At 67.5% G+C, this 15505-nt stretch carries 13 protein-coding genes; 10 read left to right on the top strand and 3 right to left on the bottom strand.

Annotation, left to right across the window (positions count from 1 at the left end; translation table 11 throughout):
• The first annotated feature begins 4 nt into the window (after window positions 1-4).
• From D8896_RS16110 to D8896_RS16070, 9 genes are all read left to right on the top strand, one after another.
• Entirely contained in the window at window positions 5-1078 is a 1074-nt protein-coding gene (locus D8896_RS16110) for a M29 family metallopeptidase (protein WP_162991603.1), read from the top strand.
• A gap of 4 nt (window positions 1079-1082) precedes the next feature.
• The gene (locus D8896_RS16105; protein ID WP_121823139.1) at window positions 1083-1484 is read left to right on the top strand and encodes a hypothetical protein; all 402 of its coding nucleotides are present in this window, start codon (window positions 1083-1085) and stop codon (window positions 1482-1484) included.
• 1 nt (window position 1485) lies between these two features.
• Window positions 1486-2496, top strand: coding sequence for an ABC transporter ATP-binding protein (locus D8896_RS16100; RefSeq protein ID WP_121823138.1), 1011 nt, complete (start codon window positions 1486-1488; stop codon window positions 2494-2496).
• Entirely contained in the window at window positions 2486-3577 is a 1092-nt protein-coding gene (locus D8896_RS16095; protein WP_121823137.1) for an oligopeptide/dipeptide ABC transporter ATP-binding protein, read from the top strand. Before D8896_RS16100 ends, D8896_RS16095 begins: the two co-directional genes overlap by 11 nt.
• A 10-nt stretch (window positions 3578-3587) precedes the next feature.
• Window positions 3588-5561, top strand: a complete 1974-nt coding sequence (locus D8896_RS16090; protein ID WP_121823136.1) for a VWA domain-containing protein — start codon at window positions 3588-3590, stop codon at window positions 5559-5561.
• 28 nt (window positions 5562-5589) lie between these two features.
• Window positions 5590-6666, top strand: a complete 1077-nt coding sequence (locus D8896_RS16085; RefSeq protein ID WP_121823135.1) for an ATP-binding protein — start codon at window positions 5590-5592, stop codon at window positions 6664-6666.
• 96 nt (window positions 6667-6762) lie between these two features.
• Window positions 6763-8412 carry an ABC transporter substrate-binding protein gene (locus D8896_RS16080; protein WP_121823134.1) on the top strand — a complete coding sequence of 550 codons (1650 nt, stop codon included), beginning with the start codon at window positions 6763-6765 and terminating at the stop codon, window positions 8410-8412.
• Window positions 8413-8433: 21 nt separating this feature from the next.
• The gene (locus D8896_RS16075; RefSeq protein ID WP_121823133.1) at window positions 8434-9420 is read left to right on the top strand and encodes an ABC transporter permease; all 987 of its coding nucleotides are present in this window, start codon (window positions 8434-8436) and stop codon (window positions 9418-9420) included.
• Window positions 9417-10322 carry an ABC transporter permease gene (locus D8896_RS16070; RefSeq protein WP_121823132.1) on the top strand — a complete coding sequence of 302 codons (906 nt, stop codon included), beginning with the start codon at window positions 9417-9419 and terminating at the stop codon, window positions 10320-10322. Before D8896_RS16075 ends, D8896_RS16070 begins: the two co-directional genes overlap by 4 nt.
• A gap of 359 nt (window positions 10323-10681) precedes the next feature.
• On the opposite strand, the gene D8896_RS16065 is transcribed toward D8896_RS16070, so the two are convergent.
• From D8896_RS16065 to D8896_RS16055, 3 genes are all read right to left on the bottom strand, one after another.
• Window positions 10682-12316: an acyl-CoA synthetase gene (locus D8896_RS16065; RefSeq protein ID WP_205596856.1), complete on the bottom strand. Its 1635-nt coding sequence runs from the start codon at window positions 12314-12316 to the stop codon at window positions 10682-10684.
• A gap of 131 nt (window positions 12317-12447) precedes the next feature.
• Window positions 12448-13215, bottom strand: coding sequence for a CoA-transferase subunit beta (locus D8896_RS16060; RefSeq protein WP_121823130.1), 768 nt, complete (start codon window positions 13213-13215; stop codon window positions 12448-12450).
• Window positions 13205-14101 (bottom strand): CoA transferase subunit A, encoded by an 897-nt coding sequence (locus D8896_RS16055; protein WP_121823129.1) that lies wholly within the window; start codon window positions 14099-14101, stop codon window positions 13205-13207. Before D8896_RS16055 ends, D8896_RS16060 begins: the two co-directional genes overlap by 11 nt.
• Window positions 14102-14213: 112 nt before the next feature.
• On the opposite strand from D8896_RS16055, the gene D8896_RS16050 reads away from it, so the two are divergent.
• Window positions 14214-15482: an ABC transporter substrate-binding protein gene (locus D8896_RS16050; RefSeq protein ID WP_121823128.1), complete on the top strand. Its 1269-nt coding sequence runs from the start codon at window positions 14214-14216 to the stop codon at window positions 15480-15482.
• Window positions 15483-15505 lie beyond the last annotated feature (23 nt).

The following is a 15505-nucleotide window of genomic DNA, read 5'->3' as shown; positions in this document are numbered from 1 at the left end:
TCGCATGAGAGCGACTGACAGAGCACTAGGGATTAGAAACTACGTTGCCAACTGGGCGGAGGTCTCGGAGGGCGAGGAAGTGGTGGTCGTCGCCGACAGCTACGCCAACGAGGACGTAGTGAACGAGGTCGCCGCCGAGGCGCGGTCACAGGGGGCCAACGTCGTCGTGACGTGGATCGACTTCAACGAGATACAGGCCCAGGGCGGCGGACCGATCATCGACGAGGCGCTCAAATCCGCCGACAAGATGCTGCGGCTGACCTTCGCCACGAGCCATGACCGCGGGACACAGAAGGCGATCATGGAACACGGGCTGGAGATGTACAGCGTCGCCAACCCGCACGACCCCGAATTCTTCGCGCAGGAGGCGGCGGAGTACCCCGTCGAGCTCGTCCTGGAGATCGAGAAGAAGGCGCTCGACATCACCCGTGCCGGCTCCGAGATCCGCGTCACGTGCGAGAAGGGCACCGACGTGACCGCGACGTACAACCCCGAGGACTGGGGCGGCGACTTCGGGACGGTCCCCGCCGACGAGAAGCGGCCCGGTACCTACCCCGCGACGTTCCCCGGGGCGATCGCCGGCGTGCTCCCGCCACAGGAGACCAGCGGCGTCGTCTACTACGACGCGTTCAGCGGCGTCGGCGTCGGCGACGAGCCGATCAAGCTGACGTTCGAGGACAACTACTGCACGAACATCGAGGGCGGCCGGGCGGCCGACGAACTCGCCGACATCGTCGAGGGCATCCCGAACGTCGGGTTCTGCGAGGAGTTCATGTTCGGCCTCCACCCGAAGGTCCGCGACGCGCCGCTGGACCAGAAGCCCATCCCGAACGAGGCCGAGCGACGGTACGGCAACATCCACATCGCGATCGGGAACATGCGCTGTTTCAGCATGTACCCCTTCGAGGAGACCGGGGGGCACGAACTGCATCTCGACGGGTTCGTCCTCGACCCGACGATCGAGATCGACGGCGAGCCGGTCGTCAAGGACGGGAAACTCACTTTCCTGGACGACCCGGCGATCCGAGAGGTTGCGGCGAAACACGGCGACCCGGACAAACTGCTCAAACAGAAGTGAGACCATGAGTGACATCACCACCGAAGTGGCCAGCTTCCTCGAAGCGCTGGCCGACGACGACGAAGGTATCGAGACGCTCGAACAGCAGCTCGCGGACCGCAGGTTCCAGTTCGACCTGTCGGACGCCGACCCGTTCGTGCTGGACGCGTCGACGGACGGCATCTCCTGCGAGTACGGCCGCATCGAATCACCCGACCTCGTCGAGGAGGTCACCCGCGTCGAGGGCGACGTCGAGTCGCTCCGCCGGATCATGCGCGGCGAGGTGTCGCCGCTGCAGGCGCTGAATGACGGCGACATCTTCATGTCCAGCATGATGGCCGCCAGGTGTTACAACTACGGCCTCCTGCGTGCCTTCCGGCGCGGCGCGGAGATCAACACTCCCACCCAGTTCGCCTGGCAAACATAGCATGTCGCTGCTCTCCGTCCGCGATCTGGACGTTCGCTACGAGGTCGGCGACGGCCAGGTCCACGCGGTCGACGGCGTGTCGTTCGACGTGGAGTCGAAAAGCATCGTCGGCGTGCTGGGCGAGTCCGGCTGTGGCAAGTCGACGCTGTCGAAGGCGATCATCGGCGGGCTGGACGACAACGCCGTCGTCCACTCCGGCGAGATCAGGTTCGACGGCGAGGACCTCGCCTCGCTCTCCGACGAGCGGATGCGCGAGATCCGGTGGGAGCAGATCGCGTACATCCCACAGAGCGCGATGGGGAGTCTGGACCCGGTGTACACGATCGAGAACCAGCTCGTCGAAACCATCGAGGCCCACCGGTCGGACATGTCGAAAGCCGACTGCGTGGCACGGGCCGAGGAGGTGCTCGAACTCGTCGGGATCAGCACGTCCCGGCTCAAGAGCTATCCACACCAGCTCTCCGGCGGGATGCGCCAGCGGGTCCTGCTGGCGATGGCACTCATCCTCGAACCGGAGCTGATCATCGCCGACGAGCCGACCACAGGGCTGGACGTGTTGCTCCGGGACAAGATCCTGAACGACATCGAGACGTATCGGGACGAGTTCGGCGTCTCGGCGCTGTTCGTCTCCCACGACATCGCCGACCTCGTGGAGACATCGGAGTACCTCATCGAGATGTACGGGGGCAAGATCACCGAGCAGGGGCCGAGCAAGGAGCTGTTCGCCGAACCGGTCCACCCCTACACGATCGGGCTGAAGAACTCGCTGCCGGACCTGCACGACTCCACCGAGGAGATGATCGCGATGAAGATGCAGCCGCCGAACCTGCTGAACCCGCCCGAGGGCTGCCGGTTCATCAACAAGTGCCCGTTCGCGGTCGAGGAGTGCGAGTCGACCCATCCGGAGTTCCGCGAGGAGCGCCCCGGGATCCAGTCGGCGTGCTACCGGTCCGGGGAGGCGGACCAGATGCGGGCGGAGGCAACGGAGGTGAGCTGGACCGATGTCGGGTGAGCCGCTCGTCGACATCCGCGGCCTGAAGAAGCACTACGCCGCGGAGTCGGGCTTTTTCACCCGGCTGCTGGGGCGGGAGAGCAAGGTTGAGGCGGTCGACGACCTCGACCTCACCATCGACCGCGGCGAGACACTCGGCGTGATCGGCGAGAGCGGCTCCGGGAAGTCGACGCTCATCGAGACGACGCTCCGGCTGGAGGACCCCACCGAGGGCGAGATCGTCTTCGACGGCGAGGACATCTGCGACTACTCCAACAAGGAGCTCCGGGCGTTCCGGGAGCGCGCGCAGATCATCTTCCAGGACCCCTACGAGACGCTTAACCCGCGAAAAACGGTGTTTCAGGCGGTCGCGGAGCCGCTGAAGAACTTCCGTGATCTGTCCCACGACGAACTGCAGTCGAAAGTCGAGGAAACGCTGAACGACGTGGGACTCAACCCCGCCGACGACTACATGGAGCTGTTCCCGGACCAGCTCTCGGGCGGCGAGCGCCAGCGCGTCTGCATCGCCCGCGCCATCGTGCTCGACCCCGACCTCCTCGTGGCCGACGAGCCGCTGTCGATGCTCGACGTGTCGCTGCAGTCCGGCATCCTCCGGCTGCTCGACCGGCTGCAGGAGGAACACGGGTTCGCGATGTTCTACGTCACGCACAACCTCTCGGTTGTGAAGCTCGTGGCGGACCGCATCGCGGTGATGTACCTCGGGAAGGTCGTCGAGCAGGGGACCGCCGACCAGATCGTCGAGGATCCGAAACATCCCTACACGCGGGCGCTGGTCGCCAGCCTGCCGACGCTCACGGGGGACCGCGAGCGCGTCCTCCTGCCGATCCCGGAGGACGACGACGACCGCGACATCCAGGGCTGCCAGTTCCACCCCCGGTGTCCCGACGCGATGCCGGAGTGCTCGGAGGCGGTGCCCGCGCTCGACGACTCGGAGACCGACCGTCAGGTCGCCTGCTTCCTGCATCACGAGGTGACCGAGGGCGACGGCGAATTCGCCGGAACCACGTCCCCGTCGGACGAGGGCATGGAGTCCGACACCCGCACGGAGGAACCGCCGCAGTCCGAGACGGGGGCACAGTGACGGCCCGGCGATGACCGGCGCGTTCCCGTTTACGGCGCTCGTGAACCAGACCGAAATGAAGCGGGCGCTCGTGCTGAACGCGGTCGACCCCGGTATCGGCGGCGTGCTGATCCGGGGCGAGCGCGGCACGGCCAAATCGACCGCCGCCCGCGCCCTCGCGGACGTGCTTCCGGATCAGGAGGCAGTCACGGACTGCCCGTACGGCTGTCCGCCCGACGATCCCGCCCGGATGTGCGATTCGTGTCGACGCCGCGACGGGGAGTCGCTGCCGACCGAGACGCGGCCGATGCGCGTGGTCGACCTGCCGCTCGACGCCACCGCGGACCGCCTCGTCGGGACGCTCGACATCGAACGCGCCCTGGCCGACGGTGAGACGCGGTTCGATCCCGGGATCCTCGCGGCGGCGAACCGGAACGTGCTGTACGTCGACGAGGTGAACCTGCTGGACGACCATCTGGTCGACGCGTTGCTGGACGCCGCCGCGATGGGCGAGAACGTCGTCGAGCGCGAGGGCGTCTCACATCGCCATCCCGCCGAGTTCGTCCTCGTCGGGACGATGAACCCCGAGGAGGGGCCGCTCCGGCCGCAACTGCTCGACCGGTTCGGACTGGTCGTCGACGTCGCGAGCGTCGAGGCCGTCGACGAGCGCGTCGAGATCAGCGAGCGCCGCGCCGCCTTCGACGAGGACCCGGACGCGTTCCGCGCGGAGTACGCCGCGGACCAGCGCGCGCTGACCCGCCGGATCGTCGACGCCCGCGACCGCCTCGACGACGTGACGGTCCCGCCGGACGTTGCGGCGGCTATCTCCGAGCACGCCGTGGCGGGACGCGTCCCGGGGCTTCGCGGCGACATCGCGGTCCGGCGAACCGCCGTCGCCGCCGCGGCGCTGGACGGAGAGACCGAAGTCGCGGACTGCCACGTGGCCGAGGCCAGAGGCCTCGCGCTCGCCCACCGCCGCCCCGCCGAGGCGTACGAGGCGGCGGACGACCGCGAGGCGGTCCTGTTGCCCGAGGACGTGGACCCGGGCGACCCCGCCGACGCGGGCGACAGTGCCGAGGCGGACGCCGACGGTCGCGTTCCGGTCGACAGCGGCCGGAACGACCTGATAACAAACGTGGACTCGACCTATCCGATCGACCGCACCGCCATCGACCCGTCGAAGGACCGGACCATCCGGGGGGAGTACGGCCGTCGGATCCCCTCGAAAATACGCGGGCGGAGCGGGCGGTACGTCGGCGCACGCCGCAGGGACGACCCCGACGACGTGGCCGTCGACGCCACGCTGCGGGCGGCGGCGCGGCGGCAGGGCACGCGCTCCGGCGGGACCGACGACGGCGTCGACATCCGGCCCGACGACGTTCGGGGGAAGCTCCGCGAGCGGACCGCACAGGGGCTGCTCGTGCTGGTCGTCGACGCCAGCGGCAGCGTGATGAACGGCTCGCAGATGCGCGAGACGAAACGCGCCGTGCTGTCGCTGATCGAGGACGCGTACCGGACGCGCGACCGCGTCGCAGTCGTGGCGTTTCGCGGTCAGAATGCGCGGGTCGTCGTTGACCCGACGCGGAACGTCACCCGGGCGCGCCGGCAGCTGTCGGACCTCCGGGTCGGCGGTAACACGCCGCTGTGTCACGGCCTCGCGTCCGCCTACGAACTCGTCGAGCGGGAGCGCCGCCGGGACGCCGACGTGTACCCGCTCGTCGTCGTGTTCAGCGACGGGAAGGCGAACGTCCCGTACACCGACGGAGCAGACCCGGAGCGGGAGGTCCTCGAGATCGCCGCCGCGTTCGAGACGGCGGACGTGGAGACCGCGTACGTCGACACGGGCCACGGGCTGAACGATTCGACGTACTCGCTGTGGTCAGACGAGCGGGCGCGGGCGGCGAAACGCGAGGAGTTCGAGTGGAACAGGACGGTCGCGGACGCGCTGGGCGCGCAGTACGTCCCGCTGATCGAACTACCCGACGGCGACTACATCGAGCGATGACCGAAACACAGCATTCGAGGCACGACCCATGACCGACACCGAGCGACCGGGCGACGGATCGACCGCGTTCCCGTTCACGGCGCTCGTGAACCAGACGGAGATGAAGCGGGCGCTCCTGCTGAACGCGGTCGACCCCGGCATCGGCGGCGTGCTGGTCCGCGGCGAGCGCGGCACCGCCAAATCCACCGCCGTCCGGGCGCTCGGCGACGTGCTCCCGGACCGGACCGTCGTCGCGGACTGTCCGTACGGCTGTCCGCCCGACGACCCTGCCCGGATGTGCGAGGACTGTCGCGAGCGCCACGGGGAGGGCGACCTCCCGACGGAGACGCGTCCCATGCGCGTGGTCGACCTGCCGCTGAACGCCACCGAGGACCGCCTCACGGGGACGCTCGACATCGAGCGCGCGCTCGGCGAGGGCGAGGCCCGGTTCGAGCCGGGGGTGCTGGCGGCGGCGAACCGGAACGTGCTGTACGTCGACGAGGTGAACCTGCTGGACGACCACCTCGTGGACTCGCTGCTCGACGCCGCCGCGATGGGCGAGAACGTCGTCGAGCGTGAGGGGATCTCACACCGCCACCCCGCGGAGTTCGTGCTGGTGGGCACGATGAACCCGGAGGAGGGGTCGCTACGCCCCCAGTTGCTCGACCGGTTCGGGCTGGTCGTCGACGTGTCGGGCGTTCAGGACGTCGAGGAGCGCGTCGAGATCAGCGAGCGCCGCGCCGCCTTCGACGCCGACCCCGCGGCGTTCCGCGCGGAGTACGCGGCCGACCAGCAGGCGCTGACCCGGCGGATCGTCGACGCCCGCGGCCGTCTCTCCGAGGTTTCGCTCCCGGACCCGCTGGCCCGCGCCGTCGCGGCGACGAACGTTCGCCTCGGCGTCGACGGACACCGTGGGGATACGACGCTCCGCAGGGCCGCCCGGGCGCTCGCGGCGTTCCGCGGCGAGTCGACCGTGACCGCCGACGCGCTGCGTGACGTGGCCGGCGTGGCGCTGGACCACCGAACCGTCCGACTCCCGTTCGAGGAGGACGCCGTCGCCGTCGACGACGCGCTGTCGGACGCGCTGGCCGAATACGCGACTCCGGAGGCCGGACCCCCGAACTGACATGACCGAGTTGTATACTCACCGAAAATTATATAGTGTGTTACGATCGATTGTGAACGAAGCGGTACGTGTGAGTACGTCACACACCGAATACCCATGACAGACGACACCAACTCGCGGTACGGAAGGGAGGAACAGACGATAGACCGGCGAACGATGCTGAAAGGCGGCGCGGTTGCGACGGCGGCGATGCTGGCGGGCTGTAACTCGGGCGGTGGCAACGTCGACGGCGAACAGGTCGGCACACAGCAGATCCGGGTCGGCGAACTGTCGAACTTCGTCGACGTGGCGCGGGAGACGGCCAACCAGTGGAGCGAGATCGGCGTCGACTTCGAACTCGACACGACCACCTGGAACACGTTCGTCGGCGAGGCGTACACGAACCAGCCGGAGAACGTGAGCCACACGCCGTGGGGGTCGTCGCCGGACCGCGTCGACCCGGACTACTTCCTCTCGACGTACACCTCCGACTCCGCGGTGAACATCGCGGGCTACGAGAACGAGGAGTACGACGACCTGTTCGACCAGCAGCGTGCGGCGTACGACCCGGACGAGCGCGCCGAGATCATCGGACAGATGCAGGAGATCCTCCGGGAGGACCTCCCCGAACTCACCTACGTCTGGCCAAAAGCGACGCTGCCGATCAACACGGGGCAGTTCGACATCCAGCCCACGGAGTTCATCGGTGCCCGGACGACGGGGACGATGACCGTCCTCACTGCCGAACCGGTCGGCGACACGGACACGCTGGTCGTGGGTGCCCAGCAGGAGATCGCGATCCCGAACCCGCTGGCCCCCGACTCGAACGACCTCCAGTACCTGCTGAAGCTGGCGTACGACACGCCGAGCCGGGTGGGGCTCGACGGCGACCCGATCAACTGGTCCGTCGAGGAGTACGAGCAGATCGACAACACGACGATCGACATGACCCTGCGGGAGGGGATGACGTTCCACGACGGGGAGCCGCTGACCGCGGAGGACCTGGAGTTCACGTTCAACTTCCTGATGGAGTACTCCTTCCCGAAATACGACCCCTTCCTGAGCGACGTGGAGGACGCCACGATGCAGACCGACCGGACGGTCCGGGTGACCCTCGCCCAGCCGAACGTCGCGTTCCTGAACAGCGCGATGACGTTCATGAACATCCTGCCGATGCACATCTGGCAGGACGTGCCCGACCAGGTCGACACGCCGGTCAACTGGGACGCCGACGTCGACGAACTCGTCGGCAGCGGCCCGCTGGAGATCACCGAGATCACGGACACCGAGATCCGGTACGAGGCGTACGACGACCACTGGGCGACGCCCGAGTTCGACGAGTTCATCTTCGTCAACCGCGCGAGCATGGAGGCGATCCGCGCCGACTTCGAGGAGCAGAACATCCACATGACCACGTCGTCGCCGCCGCCGTCGGTGACCAACGCGCTCGCCGAGAACGACTACATCTCGAAGTCCAGCGCGGCGAGCGTGCTCCAGATGAAGATGAGCTTCAACGTGGGGACGGCCCCCTTCGACGACCGGGCGTTCCGGCACGCGCTCATGCAGGCGACCGACCCGAACCGGATCATCCAGATCTTCTACAACGGGGAGGCCGACGTCGGCGACGGGACGCTGGTCCACCCGCAGTCGTCGTTCGCGGCGGACCTGCCGAACGTCGAGCGTGACATCCAGGGTGCCAAACAGACGCTTCGCGACGCCGGGTACCAGTACGACAACAACGACAACCTGTACTACCCCGAGGAGTAGACCGGAGAGCCACACCCCACCATGTCGAACTCACTCACCGAATTCCTGGTCCGCCGGCTCGTGAGCTTCGTCTTCATGCTGTTTTTCCTGCTGACGGCCATCTTCGTCCTGTTCCGGGTGATGCCCGGCGACCCGACGGCGATGCTCGTCAGCGGGCGACTCACCGAGGAGTCGCGGCAGGCGATGCTGGAGAACTTCGGCCTGAACAGGCCGCTTCACGAGCAGTACATCGTGTTCATACGGAACGTGCTGCAGGGCGACTTCGGCATCTCGTTTTTCTACCGGGAGCCGGTCGCCGACGTGATCTTCCCGAGCCTCGTCAACACCCTGATGATCATGCTGCCGGCGCTGACGCTGGTCATGATCATCGCGTACTTCTGGGGCTCGGTCGTCGGCTGGAACAAGGGCACGGCGCTCGACCGCTGGGGGACGTACATTCCGGTGTCGCTCCGGGCCGTCCCGCACTTCATCCTCGGGCTCGGGCTCCTGATCGTGTTCTCGTACAACCTCGGGTGGCTCCCGACCGGCGGGATGGGTCCCATCGGCGGGGCCGACAAGTCGGTGCTCGAACGGCTCACGTCGCCGACGTTCTACAAGTACGCGGCGCTGCCCTTTACCACGGCGCTGCTCCACTACATCGCCGACCCGATGATGCTGATGCGGAACAACATCATCGGCGAGCGCGAGAAGGACTACGTCGAACTGCACAGACTGAAGGGGCTCCACCCCCGTCAGGTCCGTCGCCGTGCGGCGCGAAACAGTATGCTGCCCCTGCTCACGTGGCTGACGCCGATGATCGGCATCGCCTTCGGCGGGCAGATACTGATCGAGGTGGTGTTCTCCTGGCCGGGCATCGGTCGTGAACTGGTGCTCGCGGCGCAGCGACAGGACATGCCCGTCGCGCAGGCCGCCTTCTTCATGGTGGCCGTCATCGTGTTGCTGACGAACCTCGTCGTCGACCTGGCGTACGGCTACTTCGACCCGCGGATCAGCTACGGGAAAACATGATCAACGTACAGAAGTACAGCGATACGGCGTCGCGCGCCAGACGCATCGCCTGGGACTTCTTCGCGCCGGTGTTCGAGGACCGGTGGGGGAAGTTCGCGATGACGATACTCGGCATCTACGTGCTCATCGGGATCGTGGGGCCGTACATGCCGATCCCGGGCCCGTTCGAGTACCTGCAGACCTCGTCCGGCCAGTACGCACAGCTGGAGCCGCCCAGCAGCGAGTTCCCGCTGGGCACGACGTACCTCGGGTACGGCGTGTTGAGCCAGACGATCCACTCGTTCCGGACCTCGCTGACCGTCGGCGTGCTGTCCGCGGTGCTGGTCGTCGCCATCGGCGTCAACATCGGGCTGGTCTCGGGCTACTACGGCGGGAAGGTCGACACCGTCCTGATGGGGCTGACCGACATGGCGTACGGGCTCCCCTTCTACCCGATGGCGATCATCCTGATCGCCATCTTCGGGTCGGGCCTGTACACCATCGCCGCCGTGATCGCCTTGCTGTTCTGGCGGTCCGTCGCCCGGGTCACGCGGTCGGAGGCGCTGTCGCTCCGGGAGCGCGAGTTCGTCAAAAGCGCGAAGGCGGCCGGCTCCTCGGACGTGAAGATCATGTACTACCACCTGCTCCCGAACCTCGTCCCCCTCATCCTGATCTACTTCGTGTTCGCGATCACGTGGGGGATCCTGCTGGAGGCGAGCCTGAGCTTCATCGGACTCGGCGACCCGGACACGGTGAGCTGGGGCCTGATGCTTCACGAGGTGTTCGGGTCGGGCGAGCTGACCCGTGCCTGGTGGTGGGTGATCGTCCCGAGTTTCACGCTCTGGCTGTTCATCTGGAGCCTCTACGTCGTCGCCCGGACCCTGGAGGACAACGCCACCGTGTCCGCAAAAGGGGGTGCGTGACCGCGAACCGTCGCGCCTCTCTCCCGCGGGGTCCGGACCTTCCAGCGGCTCCGGCTCCTCCCTGACCAGTCTATTGCCCGGGCCGGCCGTCGCTGCCGGACGTATACGATCGATGAATACAGTTTCGAATACGCCTCGATATAACACGGACTTAGGGTGTGTTAACACGCTCTCGGTCGAGCCACGAACCGACCCAATTCTCCCACGTCCCCGTTGCAACCGTCGTCCGTCCCGTCGACCCGGTGCCTGTATACGATAAATGTATACATACCACGCGTAGCCGGGATGTTACTGCAGTGGGAACGGAGCTACTCACCGGAGACGAGGGGTGACCGCCGAAAACGAGTCGACGAAGACCGTTACGAACGCTCCTGCTCGCGGAGTTCGGTGCGGCGGATCTTCCCGGTCTCCGTCCGGGGGAGTTCGTCGACGAACTCGACCTCGCGGGGGTACTTGTACGGCGCGAGCGTGTTCTTGACGTGGTTCTGGATCTCCTCGACGAGGTCCTCTGAGCCGGACGCGCCGCTCTCCAGCACGACGAACGCCTTCACGATCTCCCCGCGCTCCTCGTGGGGGCTGCCGACGACTGCGACCTCGGACGCGGCGTCGTGTTCCTGCACGACGGCCTCGACCTCCGGGCCGGGGATGTTGTACCCGCTGGAGATGATGAGGTCGTCGGCGCGGGACTTGTACTCCAGCCGGCCGTCCTCGCGCATCACGAAGATGTCGCCGGGGTACGACCACCCGGCGCGGCAGGCGTCGGCCTGCTTCTCGGGGCGGTCCCAGTACTCGATACCGGTCGGCCCGCGAACCGCCAGCAGTCCGGCCTCGCCGCGGTCGCACTCCTCGCCGGTGTCGGGGTCGACGATCTTGCACTCGTAGCCCGGCACCGGGAAGCCGGTCGCCGTCGGGTCGATCTCCTCGTCGTGGCGGTGGCTGACGAAGATGTGGAGCATCTCCGTCGTCCCGATGCCGTCGAGCAGTTCGACGCCGTACTCTGCCTCGAACGACTCGAACGTCGTCGGCGTCAGCGGCTCGCCGGCGCTCACGCCGACCCGGAGCGAGGAGATGTCGTACTCCTCGGGACCGTCGGGGAACTCCGAGAGCATCTGGTTGAACGCCGTCGGGATCGAACAGAGAACCGTGATCCCGTGGTTCTCGACGGCTTCGAGCAGGTCGCCCGGCCCGGCGTCCTGCGCGAGGCTCGTGCTCGCGCCGAAGCGGAGCGGGAACGTGACGAGGTCGCCGTAGCCGTACGCGAACGGGAGCGGCGGGTTGCCGCCGAACACGTCGTCCTCCGAGGGTTCGAGGCAGTACCGGGCGTACGTGTCGGCGCTGGCGAGCAGCTGGCGGTGGGTGTGGACTGCGCCCTTCGGGCGGCCGGTCGTCCCGCTGGTGTACAGCATCAGCGCGAGGTCGTCGCGCTCGGTGTCGGCCGCGTCGAGGTCGGGACTGGCCTCGTCCATCACCGCGTCGTAGCTGTGATGGTCGTGGTCGACGCCGGTGCGCTCGGCGACGACCACGTCCTCGACGGTGTCGAGGTCGGGCAGTGCCTCGTCAACCTCGTCGAGCAGGTCGTCGAACACGACGATCGCTTTCGCCTCGGCGTTGTTGACGATGTATCGCAGCTCCTTGGCGCGCAGGAGCTTCATCGACGGCAGGGCGACGGCCCCGATCTTCTGGACCGCGAGGCAGGTGACGAGCGGTTCGGGGCGGTTCGGGAACCGGACGACGACCCTGTCGCCCGACTCGACGCCGAGGTCCCGGAGCGCGTTGCCCATCCGGTTGACTCGCTCTTGCAACTGCTCGTACGTTATCTCCTCGTCCTCGAAGTAGACGGCGACGTTGTCGCCACGTCCCTCGCGGACGTGTTTATCGACGAGCTGGTCCGTCGTGTTGATCTCCTTCGGGTAGTGTGCCTCCGGCACCGCGTTGATGTAGTCCGGCGCGGCCGATTCGTCCGGCAGGTACTCTGTGGGAACGTTTGTCTGCATCGTCGCTTCAACCATCATAGTTTTAAAAGATATACCTAACGGTTACTCTCCCGATCGACGATGGGAAAGATAGCCCGTGACTGACGGCTTACTCGGGGAGTCCCGCGACGAGCGGGCGGACGCTCGGCGCGCTACGTCCAGAACCCGTCGGGGTCGAACGTCCGGATCAGGTCCAGTTCCTCGGCGGTCGGCTCGGGCGTCGTCGTCACCTCCCCCCCGTCAACGTCCGGGGCAGTCCGCACGTCCCACGGGAAGTCCGCGAGCACCGACTCGGCGTCTTCGCCGGGATGGACGCTCCGCAGGTACAGTTCGCCGTCGGCGAAGCCGAAGGTCGCCTTCGAGGTGACGAGCGCGTCCGGGCCCCCGCCCGGCGCGGGATGGGTCTCACGGCCGCTCCCGTCGGCGGCGTGGCCCGGGCTGGTGACGTAGTTCACTTCCTCGACGAACCGGCGCGGCTCGTGGGGCAGCAGCAGGACGGTGCGTCCGGCCATGCAGGCGATGTCGCAGGCTCCGCCACTGCCGGGGAGCCGGATCTCGCGGTCGCCCGCCTGCACCCGGGTCGTGTTGAGGTTGCCGTAGCGGTCGACCTCCGCGCCGCCGAGGAAGCCGACGTCGATGTCGCCGCGCTGGAGGCGGCTCATGATGTCTATCATTCCGGTCGTCGAGACGGCGCGGTTCAGGTTCGGCAGGTCACACATCGTGTGGATGAACCCGTCGGCCGGGCTGTCCCGGACGACGCCGCTCTCGTAGACGGCCATCGAGTTCGGCGCGTGCGTGCTCACCGCCACCTGGAAGGCGATGAGCGGGAGGCGCATCCCGACGAACGCGGTGTCGCCGTCGTCGATCTCGCTTGCCGCCGCGCTCACCATCAGCTCGCGGGGCGTGTACTCACTGGCCATAGCGCACCTCCGCGGCGACGGTCGGTTCGGTGATCGAGAGGTCGGCGTCGACCTTCGCCATGTACTCGGCGCGGTCCTCGACGCCGTACACCCACTCGTCGGCCCACTCGTCGAACGCCGCTTGCGTGTCGGTCCGGTCGTGGTAGTCGAGGTAGTACTCGTTGTCGCGGTTGTAGTGACCGGCCACCGGCGATGGGTGTGCGCCGTACGGGCACTCCACGACGGCCGCGACCTGCTCGCGCGTGATCGCGGTCCGGCTCGGGTCGCTCTTGATCGTCTCGCCGTCGACGACCTCCTCGGCGGTGACGAGGACGTTGTCGGCCGCGCCGACCGCCGGATCGACGATCCCCGTGTTGCCCCACAGGTGGACGTCGCCGGCCGGGCTGGCGCGCTGTGCGTGGACGACGGTCCAGTCCGGTTCGATCGCCGGGACCTGTGCCACCTCGTCGCCGGTGAAGGGGTCCTCGCCGCGCCGGAACAGGTCGCTCTCGGCGAAGACGTCGCTCCCGAGCAGCGACTGCGTGGGGAGGTAGGGGACGCCGAGCGCCCCCGCCTTCAGCGCGAGGGCGATGCTGAAGTTCGAGTGGTTCTCGACCGCGATCGCGTCGCTCTCGACGGCCTCGCGGAACCGGTAGCCGGTGCCGGCGCTGACGTTGCCGACCCAGGCCGCCCGGATCCGTGAGACCGCGTCGGCCCCGACGAGCTGGTCGAACAGCAGGTCGCTGATGGGGCCGACGAGCGTGAGGTCGTCCGTTCCCTGCCTGATCAGTTCGTGGCCGACCGCGAAGGGGATCGCGTGTTCGAGCGCGAGACCGGCGGCGACGGTACTTCCGGATGGAATCGCCGACACCGCCTCCCGGAGCGTCGCTGGCGGGGCTGCTATCATTGCAGTCCCACGTCTGCGGGGCTGGTATATAAAACCAGCCAGCACCCGTCGGAAAACGGGGAGCCCTTACATGGTCGAAAATTATAAATGGACCATCGACCACGGGTTGGGTATGTCTCCCACTAGCGGGACTGGCACGAATACGCAGGGACGGGAACGGCAGCAGCGGTCTACAGGCTCGTCGCGGCGACGGTTCCTCGTCGGCGGGGCCGCCGCGGGGGCGACCGCGCTCGGCGGCTGCCTCGGCGGACTCACCGGGAGCGACGGCGGCGACGGCACGGTGACCGTCGGCTACGTCCTCCCGTTCTCGGGGACGTACTCGCTGCTCGGCGAGAGCATCGTCAACGGCTTCGAGATGTACGTCGACCAGAACGACGGCCAGCTCGGCGGCCGGGACGTCGAGTACGTCCAGCGGGACACGGAAGCGAACACCGACCGCGGCGTCTCGATCACGCGCGAGATGCTGATCGAGGAGGGGGCCGACGTGCTGGTCGGCCCGGTCTCCAGCGCCGTCGCCATCGCGATGATGCAGACCGTCGAGACCGAGGGGTCGGCGATCTGGCTCAACGCCAACGCCGGCGACTACCGGGTCGTGCAGGACGGCTGTCTGGACTACCACTTCCGGACATCGTTCAACGACTGGCAGACGAGCGCGCCGATGGCCCAGTACGTGTACGACGAGATCGCGGACAACGTGATGCTCGCCTACGCCGACTACGCGTTCGGCCAGAACTCGAAGAACTTCTTCAGCGAGGCGTTCCAGGAGGCCGGCGGCGAGGTCGTCGGCGAGGTCGGCGTCCCGCTCGGGTCGGACGACTACTCCCCGTATCTCGGCGAGATCGAGGACAGCGGCGCGGACGCCGTGTTCTCCTTCTTCGCGGGGAGCGACGCGGTCAACTACATCACGCAGTTCAGCGACTTCGGGCTCGACGACCAGCTCACCCAGACCGGGAGCGGCTTCCTCCTCTCGGAGGACACCCTCCCGGCGCAGGGCGAGGCAGCGCTTGGCAAGTACTCGCTGCTCCACTACACGCCGTCGAAGCAGACCGACCGGAACCAGACGTTCGTGAGCAACTATCAGGACGCCCACGACAGTCGACCGAACGTGTACGCGGTGCAGGGGTACGACTCGGCGCAGGCGTTCGACGCCGCGGTCTCGGACGTGGACGGCACGAACCCGGACGACCTCGCCGACTCGCTGTCCGGCATGGAACTGGACAGCCCCCGTGGCGACTTCCAGTTCCACCCCGAGACGAACGACCCGATACAGAGCATGGACGTCCGGCAGGTCGTCGAGAGCGACGGCGAGGTTCCGGTCGACAACGAGGTCGTGACGACGATCGAGGAGCCGGAGATCCCGACCTGGGGCTGCAGCCTCTGACATGGTCGACCGACATCAACACA

Origin of the sequence: Halostella salina (genome assembly GCF_003675855.1) — an archaeon.
GTDB classification, from domain to species: Archaea; Halobacteriota; Halobacteria; order Halobacteriales; family Natronoarchaeaceae; genus Halostella; species Halostella salina.
The sequence above is the reverse complement of the archived record's forward strand: the minus strand, read 5'-3'. Positions and strand labels throughout refer to the sequence as shown.